General features: G+C 65.7%; 14 protein-coding genes. 6 read left to right on the forward strand and 8 right to left on the reverse strand.

Annotation, left to right across the window (positions count from 1 at the left end):
• Positions 1-51: 51 nt before the first annotated feature.
• From AC3ANW_RS23640 to AC3ANW_RS23660, 5 genes are read right to left on the reverse strand one after another with little or no spacing between them, the layout of a single operon-like run.
• Complete coding sequence (locus AC3ANW_RS23640) at positions 52-1,467, reverse strand: MmgE/PrpD family protein (RefSeq protein ID WP_488345715.1); 1,416 nt, start codon at positions 1,465-1,467, stop codon at positions 52-54.
• Positions 1,468-1,492: 25 nt separating this feature from the next.
• Complete coding sequence (locus AC3ANW_RS23645) at positions 1,493-2,473, reverse strand: Bug family tripartite tricarboxylate transporter substrate binding protein (RefSeq protein WP_488345716.1); 981 nt, start codon at positions 2,471-2,473, stop codon at positions 1,493-1,495.
• A gap of 31 nt (positions 2,474-2,504) precedes the next feature.
• Positions 2,505-2,816, reverse strand: a complete 312-nt coding sequence (locus AC3ANW_RS23650) for a DUF4387 domain-containing protein (RefSeq protein WP_488345717.1) — start codon at positions 2,814-2,816, stop codon at positions 2,505-2,507.
• Complete coding sequence (locus tag AC3ANW_RS23655) at positions 2,813-4,189, reverse strand: acyclic terpene utilization AtuA family protein (RefSeq protein WP_488345718.1); 1,377 nt, start codon at positions 4,187-4,189, stop codon at positions 2,813-2,815. Before AC3ANW_RS23655 ends, AC3ANW_RS23650 begins: the two co-directional genes overlap by 4 nt.
• Positions 4,189-5,550, reverse strand: a complete 1,362-nt coding sequence (locus AC3ANW_RS23660; RefSeq protein ID WP_488345719.1) for an LLM class flavin-dependent oxidoreductase — start codon at positions 5,548-5,550, stop codon at positions 4,189-4,191. Before AC3ANW_RS23660 ends, AC3ANW_RS23655 begins: the two co-directional genes overlap by 1 nt.
• A gap of 254 nt (positions 5,551-5,804) precedes the next feature.
• On the opposite strand from AC3ANW_RS23660, the gene ribB reads away from it, so the two are divergent.
• From ribB to AC3ANW_RS23685, 5 genes are all read left to right on the forward strand, one after another.
• Positions 5,805-6,512 carry a 3,4-dihydroxy-2-butanone-4-phosphate synthase gene (gene ribB / locus AC3ANW_RS23665; protein ID WP_488345720.1) on the forward strand — a complete coding sequence of 236 codons (708 nt, stop codon included), beginning with the start codon at positions 5,805-5,807 and terminating at the stop codon, positions 6,510-6,512.
• Positions 6,509-7,609 (forward strand): flavin reductase, encoded by a 1,101-nt coding sequence (locus tag AC3ANW_RS23670; RefSeq protein WP_488345721.1) that lies wholly within the window; start codon positions 6,509-6,511, stop codon positions 7,607-7,609. Before ribB ends, AC3ANW_RS23670 begins: the two co-directional genes overlap by 4 nt.
• A gap of 97 nt (positions 7,610-7,706) precedes the next feature.
• Entirely contained in the window at positions 7,707-9,185 is a 1,479-nt protein-coding gene (locus AC3ANW_RS23675) for an aldehyde dehydrogenase (protein ID WP_488345722.1), read from the forward strand.
• Positions 9,186-9,209: 24 nt separating this feature from the next.
• Positions 9,210-10,214 (forward strand): Bug family tripartite tricarboxylate transporter substrate binding protein, encoded by a 1,005-nt coding sequence (locus AC3ANW_RS23680; protein ID WP_488345723.1) that lies wholly within the window; start codon positions 9,210-9,212, stop codon positions 10,212-10,214.
• Between the two features lie 43 nt (positions 10,215-10,257).
• Positions 10,258-11,151 carry an NAD(P)-dependent oxidoreductase gene (locus AC3ANW_RS23685; protein ID WP_488345724.1) on the forward strand — a complete coding sequence of 298 codons (894 nt, stop codon included), beginning with the start codon at positions 10,258-10,260 and terminating at the stop codon, positions 11,149-11,151.
• Between the two features lie 18 nt (positions 11,152-11,169).
• Here AC3ANW_RS23685 and AC3ANW_RS23690 read toward each other — a convergent pair whose 3' ends face one another.
• A complete protein-coding gene (locus tag AC3ANW_RS23690; RefSeq protein WP_488345725.1) occupies positions 11,170-12,063 on the reverse strand; it encodes a LysR family transcriptional regulator in 894 nt (297 codons plus the stop codon).
• 96 nt (positions 12,064-12,159) lie between these two features.
• Here AC3ANW_RS23690 and AC3ANW_RS23695 point away from each other — a divergent pair, with 96 nt between their 5' ends.
• Positions 12,160-13,584: an MmgE/PrpD family protein gene (locus tag AC3ANW_RS23695; RefSeq protein ID WP_488345726.1), complete on the forward strand. Its 1,425-nt coding sequence runs from the start codon at positions 12,160-12,162 to the stop codon at positions 13,582-13,584.
• A gap of 92 nt (positions 13,585-13,676) precedes the next feature.
• Here AC3ANW_RS23695 and AC3ANW_RS23700 read toward each other — a convergent pair whose 3' ends face one another.
• Both AC3ANW_RS23700 and AC3ANW_RS23705 read right to left on the reverse strand, forming a co-directional pair.
• Positions 13,677-13,913 (reverse strand): hypothetical protein, encoded by a 237-nt coding sequence (locus AC3ANW_RS23700; RefSeq protein ID WP_488345739.1) that lies wholly within the window; start codon positions 13,911-13,913, stop codon positions 13,677-13,679.
• Between the two features lie 298 nt (positions 13,914-14,211).
• Positions 14,212-15,384, reverse strand: coding sequence for an ATP-binding protein (locus tag AC3ANW_RS23705; RefSeq protein WP_488345727.1), 1,173 nt, complete (start codon positions 15,382-15,384; stop codon positions 14,212-14,214).
• Between the last annotated feature and the right edge of the window lie 77 nt (positions 15,385-15,461).

Genomic DNA, 15,461 nt, shown 5'->3' on the forward strand with positions numbered 1-15,461 from the left:
GCCAGGCAAAGGCATCGACACGACGCCCGAGGGCGTCGTTTTCACGCTTGACTAGCTGCCCAGCGCGGCGGTAATCGTGCGTACGGGCGTGTCATGCGAGGCCGACAGCAGCGCCTCCAGCACCGCATCGACCCGCGCGGGCGGCAAGGTGACACCCGCCGTGCCACGGAACTTGGCCACGATGTCCTCACGCGACAAGGCACGCTCGCCGCTGCCCAGGTTCACCGGAATGCGCCGGCTCAGCGTTTCGCCGGACGCCAGCGTGACCGACACCGCCCCGGAGAAGTGCTTCGGGAAAGCCGACCCGACCTCCTCCACGCAATCGATGCGCTGGCACAGCGCCAGGATTTCCGGATCCGCCAGGCTCGTATCGTCGAGTTCGGCCAGCCCGAAACGGCCGCGCAGCAGGCAGGCGGCCACCACGAAATGCGCACTGAACTTGCCTTCGTAGTCGGTTCGCGGCACCCGTTTGGCATCCGCCGGTTCGGCCACGATGTGCAGCGTGGCTGCCGGCAGGTCGCAGGTGACACGGGCTATCTGTCCGACCTCGCCTCGCTGCGAGATCTGTGCATGCAGTTGCAGCGCCGCTTCCGCCGCACCGTGGATGAAATGGCACACCGGATAGGGCTTGATGGCGGTGTCCAGCAGCGTCCATTCGTCGCCCAGCCCGGCTGCGATGGATGTCACGTCGACATCTCCGGCATGCGTCTGCATGTGGGTCTCGAAGAAACCGAAGCGGCCTTCGTACGGGCGTTGCGGTGCATCGAAACCGTGCTTCACCAGCGTGGCGGCCGTGATGCCGGCCAGCGCACCCCAGCCGGGATGCAGGCGTTTGGTCCAGGCGCCGGTTTCCAGGAAGACCTGCACACCCGCCGCCGTGCTGGCCGCGATGCCCTGCGCGCCGACGATCTGGCCGGCATCCAGCCCCATCAGCTTGCCGGCGACCACCGCCGCGCTGAAGTGCGACACCAGGCCGGTGGCATGGAAACCGGTGTGATGGAAACCGCCGTGTACCGACCGGCCGACGCGGATGCAGGTTTCCATGCCCGCCACGTAGGCGGCGACCACTTCGCCCCAGGTCGCGTCCTGTGCCTCGCCCACGGCCAGCGCGGCCGGCAGGCAGGCCACCGTGGGGTGGACGATGGCGCCGGGGTGGGTGTCGTCGAAATCCAGCCCGTGCATCAGGTAGCCGTTGGCGGCGGCGGCATCCCGTGGAGCCAGTTTCAGCTTGCTGCCGACCACCGTGCCCTCGCCCGCGCCGCCGGCGGCGGCGATGCCCGCCAGGCCCGGTCCGGCGAATCCGAAATGCTGTGACGCGAAGGCCAGGCCGATGGCATCCACGATGTGGTGGACCGACTTGTTCCAGACGTCCTGCGGCAGGTCCGCGGCCTTCAGGCGATGGCCGAAATCGGCGAGCGCAGCTGCCACGTTGCCGGTCGATTGGTGGAGTTCGGGTGTGTTTTTCATTCGATTGCCCAGAAGTTGGCTGCGTTCATTCGCCGGCCCTGATGCGCGCGTCGCGCACCACGACGGCGTATCGGTCGATCTCGGTCTTGAGCAGCGCCCGGAACTGCTCCGGTGTGCCGCCCGCACCGTCGACGCCCTGCGGTGCGATGCGCTCGTTGATTTCCTTGTCGCGCACCACCGCGTTCATGTGCCGGTTCAGCGTGGCGACGATCTGCGGCGGGGTGCCCTTCGGCGCGAGCATGCCGTGCCAGGCGACGACTTCGTATCCGGGAACTCCCGCCTCCTCGACGGTCGGGATGTCCGGGTACGCCGAAAGCCGCTTCGGCGTACCCACCGCGATGGCCCTCAGCTTGCCGGCCGCCACGAACTGCATCAGTGCCTCGGTGCCACCGAACATCATGTCCACGTTGCCGGCCAGCACGTCGGCAACGCCCGGACCGGTGCCGCGGTACGGAATGTGTTTGGCCTTCACCTTGGCCAGCCCCAGCATGTATTCGGTCACCACCTGCAGGTGCCCGCCCTGCCCGCTCGACGCATAGGTCAGTTCGCCCGGCCGCCGGCGCATCAGCTCGATGAGCTCGGCCAAGTTCTGCGCCGGCACCTTGGGGTTGACCACCAGCACATAGCCGCTCTCGGTCAACTGGATGATGGGCTCCACATCGTTCACCGGATCGAAACCCAGCTTGTACAGGCTGGGATTGACCACGTAGCTGCCGGAGATGACCAGCAGCGTGTAGCCGTCCGGCGGCGACTTGACGGCATAGGCGGTGCCCAGCGTCGACGCGGCGCCCGGGCGGTTTTCGACCGTCACCGGCTGGCCCAGGCGCTCCCCCAGCCTTGCGCTGAAGACGCGGGCCGAGAAGTCGGTGCCCCCGCCCGGTGCGAAGGGCACGATGATGCGCACCGGCTTGCTCGGATAGACGTCCTGCGCACCGGCTTCCCGCCCGGCCATCACACCGGGCAGGGCCAGCGATGCGGTGCAAAAGGTTCTGCGGCTGATCGGCATTTTCTTGTCTCCTTTTCAGGCGGCGGACCGCTCAGACCGGCACTTCGATATCGAGCAGCGGCGCATGCTGCTGCGCGCCGTACACGTCGGTGTCGCCCACCGCACCCGAGGCGATGCGGCGCGGAATCGTCGCCTTCCAGGCCAGCGCGGGCGGGTATTCGGTGAACAGCACCGAAGCCTCCGGCACGCCGTACAGACGGGCGATCAGCCCGGCGGTGATGACACCCGAGGCGCGCACTTTCTCGAACAGCTCGGGCTTGTCGAACATGATGTCGAGGGTGATGTGGAACGGCCCGGCGTTCTTGCTCTTGCAGGCCTTGGCGATGTCCTTGAGGCGGGTCATGCGGTGTCTCCGACCTGTTCGTAGCCGATGGGGAACATGCGCAGCGGGTCGTCGATCTCGACCACGTGCTGGAGCATGAATTCGTAGATGGCGCCGCGCTCGATGTCCGAGGGCGAAAACGGGAAAGCCATGTTTCCCTCGCGGCACATGCGGCCCGGGAAGTCCGAATGCAGCAGCGTCACCCGGGCCAGCGAAAGCGCGGCGTTGGCGGTGTCCTGCGTGACGGCCACCACCTCGGCGATCAGCACCATCTCGACCGGCACCACGTCCCGGCTCGGCTCCCAGCTGCCCATCACCCCGTTCTGCCCGTAGGCTCGAATGACCAGCTGGTAGTCGTCCGGCGAAATGCCCAGGGCGGTCACCTTGGTGGCGGTGGAAGCACGCACGAAGTCCAGGAAACTGTCCATCTGCCCGATCAGCCCCGGGTCGCGCGTGGCGGCGGTGGCCGTGGCGCTGTAGCCCACCATGCGGGCGCCTTCGAGCTTGATCGAATACGGCATGGGCTGCCAGCGCATGCCGGTGATGCGCACCACCCGGTCGGTCACGGCCTCGATGACGCAATCGGTCGAGTCGACGATGCCGCCGGGTTCGTAACGGATGACCGGGCTGGCGTTTTCATGTAGCGCCTGCACCGCCACCGAAAGCGGTGTGCAGCGGAGCTCGGGGTTCAGGGGCTCGGCCTCCACGAAGTCCTCGCCCACGGTCACCAGCAGGCAGTCGTGTTTCTTGGGGATGGCCGCGTTGCAGGCGCACTCCAGCATCTTGCCGGCGTACCAGGCCGGCGCCGGAGGCAGGCCGTGGTGCATGGCCAGGGCCACCCACGGCGCGGGGTCGGTGCCGCGCCCGCCGAGGATCACCTGGGCACCGGCGGCCAGCGCTGCGCGGTAGGGTTCGGGGCCCATCATTGCGACGATGCGTTCAGCTGCACGGATATCCGCTGCGCTGATCTGCGGCGCATTTCCCAGGGGACGCACCTTGCCGGCTTCGAGCTGCTCGACGATGAAACCTGCGTCCTGCTCGGAGTGGATGAGCGCCATGCCGAAACTCAGGCCGTGTTCACGCGCCACCTCCCGGATGATGTCCGCGCAGGCCTGCAGGTGCGGCTCGCCGCCGGCACCGCCGCAGGTGCCCACCATCAGCGGAATGCCGTTGCGGATGGCGCCGCGCAGCAGCAGCGAAAGGTCGCGTTTCACGGCCAGCCGCGAATTGAGCGTCTTGCCGGAACCCAGGTAATGCGGGCCGGGGTCGGAGCTTCCGCCGTCCACGCCGATCATGTCGGGCTTGCGGGCCAGGGCGGCCTCCAGCGAGGCCTCCGGAAAGCCGTAGCCCAGGATGCCGCTGGCCGACATCATGCTGACGGTCTTCTTGGCCATCACGCCACCTTCTTCCAGTCGCCGGCGTTCGGCCGCGGAACACCCAGGGTGTCGCGCAGGGTGCTGCCCTCGTATTCCTTGCGGAACAGCCCGCGCTTCTGCAGTTCGGGCACCACCAGCCGCACGATGTCTTCGTAGGTGCCGGGCACGGTGGTGCCGGACAGCACGAAACCGTCGCAGGCGTTCTCGAACCATTCCTGCATCTGGTCGGCCACCTGCTTGCCGGTGCCGACGAAACACGGGCCGTCGTTGAGGGTGCCCCGACCCGATGCCTCGACGAAATCGCGCACCGAAGGGTTGGCCTTGCCGCTGACCTGCACGACCTTGTCGCGCAGGCTCTGCCAGGAGACGGCAGCCAGTTCCGCGTCGGTGAAGGGTTCGTCGTAGGGCCGGCCGGAGAAGTCGATGTTGAGCGTCTCGCCGATCATGGTCAGGCCGTCGATGGGGCGGGACATGCTGGCGATCTCGTCGCGTTTCTCGCGGGCCAGGCTCTCCGTCTCGGCCACGATGATCTTCAGCTCGGGTGCGATTCGCACCGACGCGGGATCGCGGCCGGCGTTGGCGATGCCGTCCTTCAGCGCCTTGTATTGCTTCTTGCCGTTTTCCAGCGTGGGGTATTTGGCGAAGACCAGTTCGGCCCAGCGGGAGGCGAAGGCCAGCCCGCGCCCGCTCTGCCCCGCCTGCAGGATGACCGGGTGGCCCTGCTGCGAGCGCGGCACCGACAGCGGCCCACGCGACTTGAAGAAGGCGCCGGCATGGTCCAGGCGATGCACCTTGTCCGGGTCGGCGAACACGCCGGCTTCCTTGTCGGCCAGCAATGCGCCTTCCTGCCAGGTGTCCCAGTGGCCCATCACGACTTCCATGAATTCGTCGGCGCGGTCGTAACGCAGGTCGTGTTCCAGATGCTCGGACTTGCCGAAGTTCGCGGCCTCCGAGTCGTTCATCGAGGTGACCACGTTCCAGGCCACGCGGCCCTTGGTCAGGAGGTCGAGCGTGGCGAACAGGCGGGCCACATGAAAGGGTTCGTAGTAGGTGGTCGAGTACGTGGCGCCGAGGCCGAGGCGCGAGGTCACCATCGCCATCGCCATCAGTACCGAAGTCGGCTCCAGCTTGATGGCACGCACGCCGTATTTCACCGTGTCGTGGTGGCTGTTGCCGTAGATGTCGGGCATGGCCAGCCGGTCGTCAAAGAAGGCCATGTCGAACTTTCCTTCCTCGAGCGTACGGGCTACCCGCTGGTAATACTCCGGCGACAGGTAGTCCGTCATGCTCGACGGATGGCGCCACGAGCCGGCGTAGTTGGTGCAGTTCTGCGCCTGCATGAAGGCGATCAGCGTCATCTGGCGATTTGGTTTTTGCATCGAATTGCTTTCGTTTGGAGCGGGAGTCCCATGCCGCTTCGGCAGGCGTTTCGATATTTGCCGCAGGTGCTGTTTGCCGCAATTTCCGCTCTGCAATGAACCTATAGCCAAGCCCAATAAATGGCGTTCGCAGCGCACGCATGAATCGCGGCGCGGCGATTTATAGGGCGTGCCCATAACTCCATTGGGTTTCGCCATTTGTCTATGCGGCGCCCCACTTCGACACTGGCTCCACCTAGACCGATGGAGTTGTCGTGCAACAGTTATTTGCCTTGTTGGAGCGTTCGAAAGGCCTGAAGAACGCAGCCGGATTCGATAGCGCCGAAGCCGCCATAGCGGCCGTCGCCCGCGGTGAATTCGTGGTGGTGGTGGACGACGAGTCGCGGGAAAACGAAGGCGACCTGATCGTCGCGGCCGATGCGATCACCCCGCAGGCCGTCGGTTTCATGCTGCGCTACACCAGCGGCCTGATCTGCGTGGCCTTGCCCGGTGAAGTGCTGGACCGCCTGTGGCTGCCGCCGATGGTGCGCGACAACCACGAATCCTTCGAGACCGCTTTCACCGTCAGCGTGGACCTGCGCCACGGCGTGTCGACCGGCATATCGGCCACCGACCGGGCGGCCACGCTGCGTGCGCTGGCCGATCCGGCGGCGTCGGCGGGTGACTTCGTGCGGCCCGGCCATGTGTTCCCGCTGCGGGCAAGGCCGGGCGGTGTGCTGGAGCGGCCCGGCCATACCGAGGCGGCAAACGACCTGGTGCAACTGGCCGGCCGATCCCCGGGCGGCGTGTTGTGTGAACTGGTCGACGGCAACGGCGAGGTGCTGCGCCGGCCGGGGCTGCTGCAGTTCGCAAGGGCGCACCGTCTGGTGATCACCACCATCGCCCAGCTCATCGCCCATCGCCGGGCCGCGGCATCGGCATCGGCTCGGTTGCAGGAAACATCAGAGAAGGTGTCGCCATGAACTTCGACAGCCGCCAGTTGCGCCAGGTGCTGGGCGCGTTTCCGACCGGCGTCACCGTGGTCACCACGCTGGATTCCGAAGGCAAGGCCTATGGCGTCACCGCCAATTCATTCAGCTCGGTTTCGCTGGATCCGCCGCTGGTGCTGTGGAGCCAGGCGCTGACATCGAGCAGCCACCATGCCTTCCGCGACTCCGACCGGTTCGTGGTGAACATCATGGCCGACGACCAGGTGCCCATCGCCAACCGGTTCGCCAGATCGGGCGACGACAAGTTTGCAGGGATATCCGTGCGCCCCGGACTGGGCGGAGTGCCGGTGATCGAAGGCAGCGCGGCCACGCTCGAATGCGTGAAGGTGGCGGCCTACCCGGGCGGCGACCACATCGTTTTCATCGGCCGGGTCGAACACATCGACCGGCAGCCGCGCAAGTCGCTGGCCTTCGGCGACGGCCGGTACATGGTGACGTTCGCCCACGACCTGGGCGGTGCCGTCGGCGCGGGTGGCGCGGGCGGCAGCAGCACCTTGCCGGCGCTGGAGGCGGTGCGCCTGGCCAGTGCCGCGCTGCCGCAGATCTGCGAGGAGATCGGCCAGCGCACGGTCGGCCTCGCGGTATGGGGCAGCCACGGGCCGACCATCGTGCGCTGGGAGCCGTCCAGCCATCCGGTCAGCCCCTACCTGCAGACCGGCGTGCTGGTCAGTCTCACTCAGTCGGCCACCGGCCTTTCATTTGCAGCCTTCATGGGGGGTAACACGGTGGATGCGGCGGTCGAACAGGAACTGGCGACGCGGGCTGCCGCCGCCCGACCGGACGACGGACGCTTTGCAGTGCGCCTGCAGGAGGCACGCCAGCACGGCATCGCCAGGGCCGTCGGGGCGGCACCGTCCGAGCGGCACCAGGTGACGGTCAACGCCTTCAGCGCACCTGTGTATGGCGCGGACGGCCGGATGGTGCTGGCCCTTTCGACCACCTGCGAAGCCGAACGGCTGGACCCGCGATGGGACGGCGCGGTGCCGAAGGCGCTGGCCGCCGCGGCCGGTGCGATGTCTGCCCGACTGGGATACCGCGCGGCCGAAACCTTCTGTGTTTCGAATGGCTGAGAGACGATTTTCGTATTGGACCGTGCGCGTATCGCACTACTAGAGTTCGGCCCTGCACCGCCTGGGGCGGACCGAAGAAAAAAGAGACGGAGACAGGATGATCAAGAAACACCAGCTGTACATCGACGGCGGATATGTCGCGCCCCTCTCGGGCCGCATGCTGCCCAGCGTCAACCCCTACACCGGCGAGGTGTGGGCGGAGATTCCGGATGCCGGCACCGCCGATGTGGAAGCAGCGGTCGCTGCCGCCCAGCGGGCCTTCCACACGACATGGCGCCACACGTCAGGCATTGCCCGCGCCGGAATGATGCTGAAGCTGGCCGAACTGATCGAGGCGAACGCCGAACGCATGTCGATCATCGAGAGCAGCGACAACGGCAAGATCGTCCGCGAGACCTTTCCGCAGATGAAATGGGTCGGCCGGCAACTGCGTTTCTTCGCCGGTTATGCCGACAAGCTTTTCGGCCAGCAAGTGCCGGTCGACCAGAAGGACGTGCTGGACTACCTGGTGCGCGAGCCCTATGGCGTGGTCGCCTTGATCACCGCCTGGAACTCACCGCTGGCCCTGCTGGCCAACAAGCTGGCACCGGCGCTGGCCGCGGGAAATTGCGTGGTGGTGAAGCCTTCGGAACACGCCTCGTGCTCCACGCTTGAATTTGCCGCGCTGGTCGAACAGGCGGGTTTCCCGCCGGGGGTCTTCAACGTGATTACCGGCGGTGCCGAGGCCGGCAGCGCGCTGGTCGATGCGCCAGGTGTGATGCGGGTGAGTTTCACCGGCAGCCCCGGCGTCGGCCGACACATCGCAGCGGCCGCCGGCCGCCGCCTGGTGCCGGTGACACTCGAGCTGGGCGGCAAGTCGCCCAACATCGTGTTCGACGACGCCGACCTCGACAAGGCCGTGGTGGGCGCGCTGGCCGGCATCTTCGGTGCCACCGGACAGACCTGTGTGGCGGGCTCCCGGCTGCTGGTGCAGCGCGGCGTGTACGACGAGATGGTGCGCCGGGTATCGGAACGCGCGGCATTGATCCGCATGGGCAATCCGCTCGATGCCGGCACCGAGATGGGCACCGTGGCCAACGAGCCCCAGTTCCTCCGCATCCTGGCGGCCATCGAGGGTGCCAGGGCTTCGGGTGCACGCTTGATGACCGGCGGCAAGCGGGCGCAAGGGCCCGGCCTAGAAACCGGCTACTTCGTCGAACCGACCGTCTTCGCCGAAGTGGATAACAGGAGCCACCTGGCGCAGGAAGAAATTTTCGGCCCGGTGCTGGCGATCATTCCCTTCGACACCGAGGCCGAGGCTGTCGCCATGGCCAACGACAGCCGTTTCGGCCTGGCCGCCGGCATCTGGTCCAGGGACATCTCGCGGGTGATGCGGGTCAGCAGCGCGATGCAGGCCGGCAGCGTCTGGGTCAACACCTACCGGGCACTGGCCGCGCAGGCGCCGTTCGGCGGCTTCAAGGAATCGGGCATCGGGCGGGAGCGCGGCGAAGCCGGGCTGCTGGAGTACCTGACGACCCGCAACGTGATGATCGATTACTCGGACGTCGAGCGCGATCCCTTCGCCATCAAGAGCTGAACACAGCCAAAACAGGAGACAGCCATGCGAATGAATTTCCCTGGAACCTCGGCCAGCCGGCGCTCACTGCTGCTGGCCGGTGCCGGGCTGGCGGCCGGCGCCGCCGCCATGCCCGCCTGGGCACAAACCTATCCGTCCCGGCCGATCAAGCTGGTGGTGCCGTTTCCGCCGGGCGGTTCGGTGGACACGGTGGCGCGCACCATCGCACCCCAGCTGCAGGCGCAGCTCGGCCAGCCGGTGGTCATCGAGAACCGACCCGGCGCCAACAGCGTGCTGGGCGCGCAGCATGTCAAGCGCTCGGCCGCCGACGGCTACACGCTGCTGCTGAACGCATCACTTCAGGTGGTCAACCCGATGATCATGGTGGGCACCACGACCTACGACACCGAAAAGGATTTCACCCCGGTCACCTACCTCGGAGCCCTGCCGCAACTGGTGATCGTGTCCGCCCAGAGCCCCTATGCGACCCTGCAGCAACTGCTCGCCGACGCCCGCAAAAGGCCGGGCCAGGTGCAGTGGGCGACCGCCGCCTACGGTGCGGCCGGCCACCTGGCCGCCGAACTGCTCAAGGTGAAGGCCAAGGTCGACATGCCCATCGTTCCCTACAAGGGCGGAGCACCCGCCATCAACGACCTGATCGGCATGCATGTCGCCGCCATGGTCGAGCCGATGGCGTCGGCTTATCCGCAGGTGAAGGGCGGCACCCTTCGTGCGCTGGCCGTCACCACACCCAGGCGCCTGCCGGCCCTGCCCGACCTGCCGACCGTGGCCGAAAGCGGGTTTCCCGGCTTCGACATGCCGAGCTGGTACGGCATCTGGACGCCGGCCGGGACGCCCCAGGACATCGTCGAGCGGCTCAACACCGAACTCAAGACCGTCATGCAGGCACCGGCCGTGGTGCAGAAGCTGTCGTCGATGTTCTTCCAGACGGTGGCTTCGTCACCCGCCGAATTCACTGCTTTCGTGGCGCGCGAGACCGCGCTGGACAAGGAACTGGTCGCCGCTGCCCAGATCCGGCTGAACGAATAAACGCAAACGCACCCATCCAAGAATTTTCCAGGACCCTGAAATCATGAATTCCATCAAGACCATCGGATTTGTCGGACTCGGCGTGATGGGCGAACACATGTGCGCCAACCTTGCGCAGAAATCGGGCCTGCCGGTCCATGTGTTCGACCAGTCGCCGGAAGCGGTGAGCCGCGTCGCGGCCAAGGGCGGCATCGCCGAAACGTCGCTGCAGTCGCTCGCGCGGGCGGCCGATATCGTGTTTCTCTCGCTGCCGTCCATCGCCCAGGTGGAGACGGTGTGTGCGTCGCTGATGGCCGCATCGCCCGCCCCGAAGACCATCGTCGACATGAGTACCAGCGAAGTGGCTCGCAGCCGGGCGCTGGCACAAAAACTGGCCGCCGCCGGCATCGAGTTCATCGATGCCCCGGTCGCCCGCACCGCCGAGGCGGCGATCAAGGGCACGTTGTTCATCACCGTCGGCAGCACCGCCGAGCAGTTCGAGTCGCTGTTGCCTTTCCTCCAATGCATGGGCAGCGACGTGCTGCACTGCGGCCCCACCGGCTGCGGCCAGATCGTCAAGATATTGAACAACATCATGGTGTTCATGACGGTCAATGCCTTGTCGGAGGTGCTGACCATCGGGCGGCGTGCCGGCATGGACGGCAAGGAGCTTTTCACCGCCCTGTCGCAAGGCTCGGCCGACAGCTTCGTACTGCGCAACCACGGCATGAAGTCACTCGTGCCCGACAGCTTTCCGGAAAAGGTCTTCCCGGTCGACTACGCCATCAAGGACGCTTCCCTGGCACTGGCGCTGGCAGCCGAGGGCGACTTCGAGCCGCATATCGCGCAATACACCTGCGACCTGCTGCGCAAGACGCAGGCCGCGGGTTTCTCGAAGAATTACCACCCCGCCATGATCAACCTGGTCGATGGCCGGGTGAGCCTGCAGCCCCACTGAACCAACTGAACCACGCCGTCACACGAGGGCCGCGGCCAGCCGCGGCAGCAGCTCATGAACGATTTTCTGCGTCAGCTCCGAAGCATTGCGTTCGCTCCAGATGACCTCCAGCCGTACCTGGCCTGCGCTGCGATCGAGATCACGGAATACCACGCCGGGATAGCCGCCCTGGCGGTAGGAGTTCGGCACCAGCGCGATGCCGAAACCGCTGCGCACCATCTGGAAAATGGTGAACGGGTTGCGGGCGGTGTGACGGATGTTGGGGCTGAAACCCGCTTCGGAGCAGCAGGCGATCATGGCGTCGAACACGGTAGGCGCGTGTTCCCGTGAAAGGGCGACCATGGACTCTTCCGCAAATTCGTTCAGCCCGGGCATCGCGCCGGCCGCATGCCGATGGTCGTGCGGCAACACCAGCGCCAGCGGTTCGCGGAACAGTTCATGCCGGCCGACATTCATGCGTTCCGGCTTGACGTGCACGATGCCCAGGTCCAGGGCGCCCTGGGCCACCGCCTGCACCTGGTCGTCCGACTGCATGTCGCGGACCAGCACCTCGACATGCGGAAAGTCCGCCCGCAGCAGGTCCATCAGGGTGGGCAACACGCTGAACAGGCCGGAGGTCGCAACACCCAGCCGGATGGTTCCGGCGTTGTTCTGGCTCGCGCGTACCGTCGAGTGCACCGCGGAACGGAACTGGTCGAGCAGCAACCGGCATTCGCGCAGGAAGACCGTGCCGGCGTCGGTGAGTCGCACGCCGCGTGGATTGCGGTGCAGCAGAGACACACCCATTTCTTCTTCCAGGGCCTTGATCTGCTGCGACAGCGGTGGTTGCGACATGTGCAGCCGGGTGGCGGCCCGGCTGAAGTTGAGCTCCTCGGCCACCATGACGAAATAACGCAGTTGCTTGAGATCCATGTCGACCGTAGCTGTGATTGCCGTTGTGAGGGGCACCGATCCTGTCACGTCCGGCTGCACATGAGAGTCCGCACCGACCCTTGAATCCATGATTCGATGACCGATACCCCACCCCCTGCAACGAACGCCGGAGCCACTGCGGCGCTGGCGCGTTTCGCCGCCGAGATGCGTCATGAAGACCTACCGTCGGTCGTCGTCGAACGCATGAAAACCAGCCTTCTCGACAGCATGGGCTGCTGCCTGCACGGCATGACGTTGCCGTGGACGGCCCGGGTACGCGCCATGGTCGAGCTTGAAGGAGCACGTCCGGTGGCGTCGATTTTCGGTACCGGCGCCCGGACATCCATCGCTGGCGCGGCGATGGTCAACGGCACGGCGGGCCATGCCTTCGAACTGGACGACATCCACAAGGAGTCCATCCTTCACGCCGGCTCCATCGCATTGCCGGTGGCCGCGGCTTTTGCAGAAGCCCGCGCCGACGGACGGCCCTGCAGCGGCCGCGACCTCCTGACGGCGCTGGCATGCGGATACGAGATCGGCTGCCGGGTGGGAAATGCAGCCACCACATCACTTTTCTTTAGGGGATTCCATCCGCAGGGGACATCGGGCGTGTTCGTGGCAACGGCAACTGCCGGCTGGATGCTCGGCCTGAACCCGATTCAGATGCAGCATGCGTTCGGCATCGCCGGATCCCAGGCCGGCGGGCTGATGGCCGCGCAGGAAGGCGCGATGGTCAAGCGTTTTCACGCTGGCCGCGCCGCGCAGAGCGGCGTCTATGCAGCGCAACTGGCCAGCAAGGGGTTCACCGGCATTCTCGATGTACTGGAGGCACCCTACGGCGGCTACCTCGGCAGCTACAGCGACAAACCCGATCTGGCGAGGCTGACGGAAGGACTGGGCCACGAATGGGAAGCCGCAAAGGTCGGCTACAAACCCCACGCCAGCGTGACCAGCATCCACGCGGCGATGGACGCCCTGCGTCAATTGATGGATGAAAACGGCCTGATTGCGGACGACATCGTTTCTGTCGATGTGGCCGTGAGCCATATGACCTATGTGCATTGCGCCTGGCCCTACCTTGTGCAGGGGGTCACCGCGGCGCAGATGAATCTCTATTACGGTTTGGCGGTGATGGCGATCGATGGTGTGGCATTTGTTGCGCAATACCAGGAAAGCCGGCTGGCGGACCCCGCCATCCTCGACTTCATCAAACGCATATCGGCGCGGGAAGATGCTGCGATCGATGCCATGGGACCGGCTTTTCGGCATGCGGCGTACGTGCAGGTCCACAGCAAGGACGGGCGACGCTTCAACCTGGAGATACTAAATCGACGCGGCAGCCCCGAAAACCCGCTATCGGTTGGCGTAGTGGAGCAAAAGTTTGGAAATGTGGTCGCGGATTGCCTGTCGTACAAAGATATCAAACAGGCGAAGGAGTACGCTGGCGCCATAGATACCTATGACGATGTGAGACCGCTGCTGGCACTGCTCGCCGCCCCACGGATGTCACAAGTCGCCTAGCCGAAGACGGTGAGTTGTTAAATATCCTAGTCGGGCAGAGTAAAAATCGGACGGCAAAATGGGACGAAAGCGGCTGTTCGTTGCTTGATTGGCTATTCGGCCGGGCTGTGCCAGCACCTTTTCATCGGCTGCACGCGCTCCGCTGTCGTCGAAATCGACGCGTGCCCCACACGATCTATACGCAGCCGGTCTCGCTTCGCAAAGCCGGGCTTCTCGTCCCTGCCGGCTTCAGCCTCACGCACCGCGCGGGCCAGGGCATAACCGTCCATCACCGGCATGTTCAGGTCGGTAAGGATCAGCGCGTAGTCGCGGGTGCGCCAGCGCTCCAGCGCCTCCTGGCCATTGGAGACGAAATCGCTGCATGGCCGCTCAGCCGGATCTGCTGTTGGATCACCCGCCGGTTGGTCTCGTTGTCTTCGGCTACCAGTATCAACCGCCCTTGGCGGCTGGCTTCCACGCGCGACAGGGCTGGCCCGTGGGCGCTGGGCTGGAAGTCATGGGCTGGCGTGTGGTCACGGTGCCCGAAATGACTGCAGCCAGCGCTTGGTGCAGCGCGCGCAAGCTCAAGTTGTCGGCATCGAGCTGCACGAGATCGGGAGCCTCGATGCGCGGATGGCGGCGTTTACCCTAGCCCAGGGTGATGTAACGGGTGGCCGTTCCAGCAGCGCGCAGGTCGCGGTGCAAATTGGCGAGCTCGGCCGGCGCCCTTTCGGCAACGTCGGGCAGTACCACCCAAGTCCAGCCACCCGAGGCCCCCGGCCCACTGACTAAAACCGCGGTATTGGCGGCCTGCAGTACTAAACTTTCGGGCCCAGCAAGCATCGCAGCGATGTCGCCTGCCAGGGGTTGCTCGGTGCCCACAACGCAGTAGTGACCCGTTTTAAGGTAGGTTGGCGAATCGGCCGGCAAGCCCGGTGAGTGCGCGAGGTCCAGTTGGAGCGGCACGGTAAATGTGGAGCCTTGGCCGGGCCGGCTCTGCGCATCGATCGTGCCGCCCATGAGGTCGACAAGCATGCCTGAGATGACCAGGCCGAGGCCGGTACCGCCGAAGCGCCGGGTGGTGGTGGCGTCGGCTTGGGTGAAGGGCTGGAAAAGGGGCGACTGCGTTTCCTGGTCCATGCCGATGCCGTTGTCGGTTAGCACGATCGCCACAGTCGCTACGCCAGGCCGCAACGCTTTCAGAAGCACCCGCACGCTGACAAGCCCCGGGAAGGCGCGATCACCCGAGAACTTGATGGCGTTGGTGGTCAGGTTGACCAGCAGCTGGCGCAGCCGGCCGGCGTCGCCCATCAGCCGCAGGGGTATGGCCGGGTCCACGAACACGGTCAGCCGCACGCCCCGTTTTAGAGCGATGTCATCCAGCATGACGCAGGCCTTCTCGACCACCGTGCGCAGCACCATCGGCACCCGTTCCACCGACAGCTTGCCGGCTTCCATCTTCAAAAAATCCAAGATATCATCAATGATCGCCAGCAACGAAAAGGCTGATTCCGAGATCAGGTCGACCATCTCCACCTGTTGGCCCTGCACGCTGGTTTGATGGAGCACGTCGAGCATGCCGATAACCCCGTTCATCGACGTGCGGATCTCGTGACTTATGGTTGCCAGGAAAACTGATTTGGCGCGGTTGGCCTGTTCGGCCTCGTCGCGTGCCGTGTCGAATTGAGCGGTGCGGGCGGTGACCCGGGCTTCCAGCTCGGCGTTGAGGCTGAAGGCTTCTTGGTCGGCGCGCAGGGCGGTGATGTCGCGCTCGATACCCACCAGCCCTGTGACCTCTCCAGCCGGATTGCGCAAGGGCACCTGATCACCAACCACCACTGACGCTGGCCTAGCGGCTCCGCACCGGATTCGATCCGGTCAAGCACCTGGTAGCCGGC

Source organism: Xylophilus sp. PBN-3R (assembly GCF_057747805.1).